The sequence below is a fragment of the Frankia sp. CeTa3Moorea genome (assembly GCF_978021225.1).
In genome coordinates this window covers 4,291-8,898 of the sequence record NZ_CDXDOR010000099.1, presented here as the reverse complement: position 1 = coordinate 8,898, position 4,608 = coordinate 4,291, and the positions used below count along the sequence as shown (strand labels likewise).

Below are 4,608 nucleotides of genomic sequence, written 5' to 3'. Positions count from 1 at the left end.
ATCCCGTGGTTCGTGGTTGGACCCTCCGTAACGCCAGCGGGTCGGCGGTACCCACGCTGAACTCCGGGACCATGCGAGCGATGCCGCTCCTCCTACCACCACGGTCGATACAGGAGAGAATCGCAGGAATTCTCAGTGTCTGGGATGGCCAGTCCGCGGTTCATGACCGCATCAGTCGGGCCGGTGCGGGTGTGCGTGATTCGCTTCTTGCCCTGCTCGTGAGTGATGTGATCCTGCGGGACGGGCCGCCGTCATCTGGAGAGCGGCGACAGCGAGCGGGAACGTGGTGCATCAAGTGACGTTATGACCGGGTCGGCATCAATCAGGGTGAGCCGCCGACCGAGGTGGTCCGCGCTGTCGCCCGCGCGGTGATGCGGGCCGATCTCCGCATTGACCAGGATGCGGTGGTTCATCACGGTGTGCTGGGCGGTGTACAGCAGGTTTGGGCCGGACGGGGTGGTGACAGCCTCCTCGGGGATAGGACGCTGGGTGACATCAGCGAATGAGATCGGTGGATATCTGGTCGGCGCGGGTGAGATGATCCTCCACGGCGGTCAGCCAGGCGATCGGGCGGCTTGCGTGTGGATTGTGGTCGGCACCGGCGATCACCGCGAGATGGGCGTCCGGCACGGATCGGGCGAGCGTCTCGGCGGCGTCACGAAGACTGAAGTCCCGTTCACCAACGATGACGGTGGTCGGGGCGCCGATCTCGCCCAACCGTTCCGTGAGGGACGGATAGCTGCTCAGGTCCCGCCAGAGCGCGACGATCGCGTTCGGATCCATCTGGCCGAGCCCCGCCACCGCGCGGTTCCGGCCGGCGTGGACGGCCGTTGCGATCGCCGCAGCCCCCGCCAGCAGGACGGACACGACCCGCTTCGTAATCCCGCCCGTGCCCGTGGCGGGAGCGGCGGCGGTGTCAGCGAGAACCAGGGACCGCACCCGTCCCGGATGGTCGAGCGTGTAGCGCAGCGCCACCACCCCGCCCATCGAGTGGCCGATCAGGTGGACGGCGGGCAGCCCGAGCACGTCGACCACCGTCGCGAGGTCCGCCACCAGCTGATCAAAGCTGTAACCCGCCCGGCCCGTCGTGGCCCAGCCACTCGCGCCATGCCCTCGCTGGTCGTAGGTGATCACACGGCGGGACGCGGCGAGCTCCGGAGCCACCGCGGCCCAGCCCGCCGTGGTGCCGGCGATCCCGTGGAGCAGCAGGACCGGGATATCGTCACGCCCGCCGCGGACCGTCCCCGGGCTGCCGTCGGACGTCGTGGTCCGCGTCTCATCCTGGGCCCGTGCCTCGTTCGGGGGACGGTCGTCCGCCCGGAGGTGGTCCAGGGGCGGGGGAACCGGTGGCCGGGGAATCTCCGGCGGGGGATCGTCGGCTGGGAAACCCTCCGGCCGTAGCTCTTCGACGTGCAGTTCCAGATATTCCGGACCAGTCGCCACCGCTACCCGCCGCTCCACCGAGATCACCACATCTCCATGGTCGCGTCTCGCGGGGCCGGACAGCCCCCGATCGGGTGATCGGGGGCTCGCCGAGCGGCAGGCGAATCTTCGGCTCATGCGACGCATCCGGAGAATCTCGACAGCGCCGGGCGGGGCCGAAGCGTCCGACGAGGAATATCCGGATCGGTAGTGACGAGTCACGCGGGCGCGTCGATCGGCGGAGCACGTGGATCGGGAGAAAGCGCGGACGGGAAGAACGCCGGCGTAGGGGCGCAGGGGTAGGGGCGCAGGGTAGAGAGTAGGACGCGGGCGAGGGGGAACGACATGGCCGAGAAGGACGGGTGCCAACGGGCCGGGTTAGGGCCGTTCGTCCGGGAGCCGCTGGAGGGCGTGCGCCGGATCGCGGTGCTGCGGGCCAGCGGGCTCGGCGATTTCGTGTTGGCGCTGCCGGCGTTGGAGGCGCTGCGGGCGGCCTATCCGGACGCGCATCTGGTGTACCTCGGTCTGCCCTGGCACGTCGAGCTGTTGGCGGGCCGCCCGGGACCCTGGGACGAGGTGGCGGCCATCCCGCCCTGGCCCGGCGTGTCCACCAGCACGCAAGGACCCTCGCCGACCGGTACGGCCCCGACCTCCGCCACCACCGACGACCTACGGACGGATGGCACTCGAGCCGACGACGAGGTGCGCGCGTTCGTCCGGCGCCACCGGGCGGCCCGCTACGACCTGGCGCTGCAGCTGCACGGTGGGGGCGCCCATTCCACCCCGCTGGTGCACGCCTTGGGCGCGCGGTTCACCGCCGGTGGCCGGGACGTGGGAGCGCCGCCGCTGCACCGGTCCGTTCCGTTCCGGCATCTGCAACACGAGACGTTGCGCAACCTGGAGATCGTGGGACTCGTCGGGGCTTCCCCCGTCACCCTGAACCCCGGATTGACCGTGACGGCCGACGATCGCCGGGCGGCCGCCGAGGCCATGGCAGCTGCCGAAGCCACGGCGGGCGCCGAAGCCACGGCCGGCGCCGAGGTCACGGCCGGGGCCGCCCCACTGGTCGTTCTGCATCCCGGCGCGAGCGATCCGCGTCGGCGCTGGCCCGTCGACCGGTTCGCCGGAGTCGCGAACGCGCTCGCGGCGGACGGCGCTCGCATCATGATCGTCGGCGTAGCGGCCGAGCGAGCCCTCGCTGAACGGCTCGCGGCGGGCGTGTCGGGGCCCGTGGTGAACCTGGCCGGCCGCCTCTGCCTGCCCGGCCTGGTGGGGATTCTCGCCACCGCCGACCTGATGATCGGTAACGACTCGGGGCCGCGGCACCTCGCCGGTGCACTCGGTATTCCGACCGTCGGCGTCTTCTGGTGCGGCAATGTGATCAACGCTGGGCCGCTGGAACGGGCCCGCCACCGCATCGCCACGTCTTTTCAGACGACCTGCCCGGAATGTGGGGCGAGCCAGGCGCACGGGCGATGCCCCCACAACCCGTCGTTCGTCGCGGATGTATCCGTGGACGAGGTCCTCGTCGAAGCCCGGAACCTGCTCGCCCGGGACTGGCTCGCCTGGGACTGGAAGGTACCCCCGGGTCCGTCTGACTCAGGTCTGTCTGACTCGGGTCCGCTCGATCGGCCAGCCGCCGTTCGATGATCGGGACGGTCAGCCGATTCCCGCGTGCATCTCGAAGTCCAGCGCACCGATGCCGACGAGCCAGTACACCCAGTCGGCGTCGCGGGTCGGGGCAACCTGTCCGCCCGGTGGCTGGTAGCCGACCCGCCTCGCCTTCTCCAGCGCGCCCGCCAACCGGTCGTTGAGCGAGGTCTGCTTGATCCCCAGCCGGTCGGCGGCGGATTTCTTGGGACGTGGATCCGGGTTACGCAGGGGCGGCCACCGTAGATGCTGCTCGAAGACCACGCGGATCGCCTCGGTCTCCTTCTCGGAGAGGCGATCGACCTCGTTGCTCTCCGTCACTCGACGATCGCGGGCGATCCGGCGGACGCCGGTCGGCTCCGGCTCGCATAACAGCAGGTAGCTGCGCTGCGGAGTACCGCGCAGCCAGATCGCGGTCGGCCGGTCGGTCACCGACACCAGCCCGCCCTGCTCGACGGGATACGTCGGCTGCCCCCAGCTCCGGACATCGGCCTGGTTCAGGTTCGCGATTTCCACATTCCAGCCGCCGCCCGGCGCGGCGGACACGCGGGCGGCCCGGCGGGAGAGTTTCCGGTCCGGCGGGCCGGCGGACAGATGCCGGTGCGACGCGGCCTCGTCGCAGACGTCGTCCGGGGCGGCGCCGACGCACAGCTGGTCGGAACGGCGCAGCCGCTGGTCGAATTCGACCCGATCGTCGACGAGGAACCGCAGCCGCATGGCGAGCGAGTGTAACGGTACCTTTCCGCAGGGTGGTTTCGGCCCCTCCGGTCGCCGCTTCCCCGGCGATCTCGTCCGTGCCCGGATACCGGTGTGGGTCAGGCGTTGCTGCCGTCGGCCCCGCGCACCGCCCGCGCGTGAATCTGAAACTCGTCGAGGTCGGAGCCGATGAGACGACCGAGAACCCGGATCACGTCGGAGCGTTCGATCGCCACCGGGCGCCACAGGATCGCGGATTGGGCTTCGCGCAGACCGGCCTCCCGCGGGAAGGCGAGCAGGTGTCCGCAAACCCAGCTGAGCCGACGTACCTGAGTGGTAATCGGGAAGGCCAGGATGACGCCGTTCTCCACCCGCACCGCGACCACCGGGCGCCGCTTGTAGCCGGCACAGTCCGAGAAGTCGACGCGGGCATCGAGGACCATCGCGGGCCCCAGCGACGTCCACGGAACCGGCCGCAGGTGCTTGAGGGAATTCCCGCTCGGTCGCGGCTTGCTCGTCGTAGTCGATACCGATCGGGGATGCCCGTCCGGTCCGGACGCGTAGCGGGCGAGGTAGTCCGGCAGCGGCTGATCGCGCCGAGTGCGTCGGCGGGCCTGTCGGGCCCGGTCACGGGCAAGTTTCTGCAGTGGGTTGCTCCGCCTGGCCGGGACCTGGCGCTGAGCGCGGCGGGAGTTGAACTCGGGCACGGTGCCTCCGGAAGGTAGTAGGCCGTTGCCACCGACCGTCGCAGAAGCCGCCGATGACGACCAGACCGATAGATGTCGGTTATGGCTGTCCTTTACTTGACGAGGCCGAGCGATACCGTCATATCGCGCGGAC

General features: G+C 70.3%; 4 protein-coding genes. 1 reads left to right on the top strand and 3 read right to left on the bottom strand.

Features of this window, described 5'->3' with window-relative positions; all coding sequences use genetic code 11:
• Window positions 1-495: 495 nt before the first annotated feature.
• On the bottom strand, window positions 496-1,473 hold the full coding sequence (locus AC08OV_RS16545) for an alpha/beta fold hydrolase (protein ID WP_476619900.1): 978 nt from the start codon (window positions 1,471-1,473) through the stop codon (window positions 496-498).
• Between the two features lie 294 nt (window positions 1,474-1,767).
• On the opposite strand from AC08OV_RS16545, the gene AC08OV_RS16540 reads away from it, so the two are divergent.
• On the top strand, window positions 1,768-3,072 hold the full coding sequence (locus tag AC08OV_RS16540; RefSeq protein WP_476615136.1) for a glycosyltransferase family 9 protein: 1,305 nt from the start codon (window positions 1,768-1,770) through the stop codon (window positions 3,070-3,072).
• Between the two features lie 9 nt (window positions 3,073-3,081).
• On the opposite strand, the gene AC08OV_RS16535 is transcribed toward AC08OV_RS16540, so the two are convergent.
• Together AC08OV_RS16535 and AC08OV_RS16530 are read right to left on the bottom strand one after the other, a co-directional pair.
• Window positions 3,082-3,789 carry a hypothetical protein gene (locus AC08OV_RS16535; protein ID WP_476615135.1) on the bottom strand — a complete coding sequence of 236 codons (708 nt, stop codon included), beginning with the start codon at window positions 3,787-3,789 and terminating at the stop codon, window positions 3,082-3,084.
• 98 nt (window positions 3,790-3,887) lie between these two features.
• Window positions 3,888-4,475: a hypothetical protein gene (locus AC08OV_RS16530; protein WP_476615134.1), complete on the bottom strand. Its 588-nt coding sequence runs from the start codon at window positions 4,473-4,475 to the stop codon at window positions 3,888-3,890.
• Window positions 4,476-4,608 lie beyond the last annotated feature (133 nt).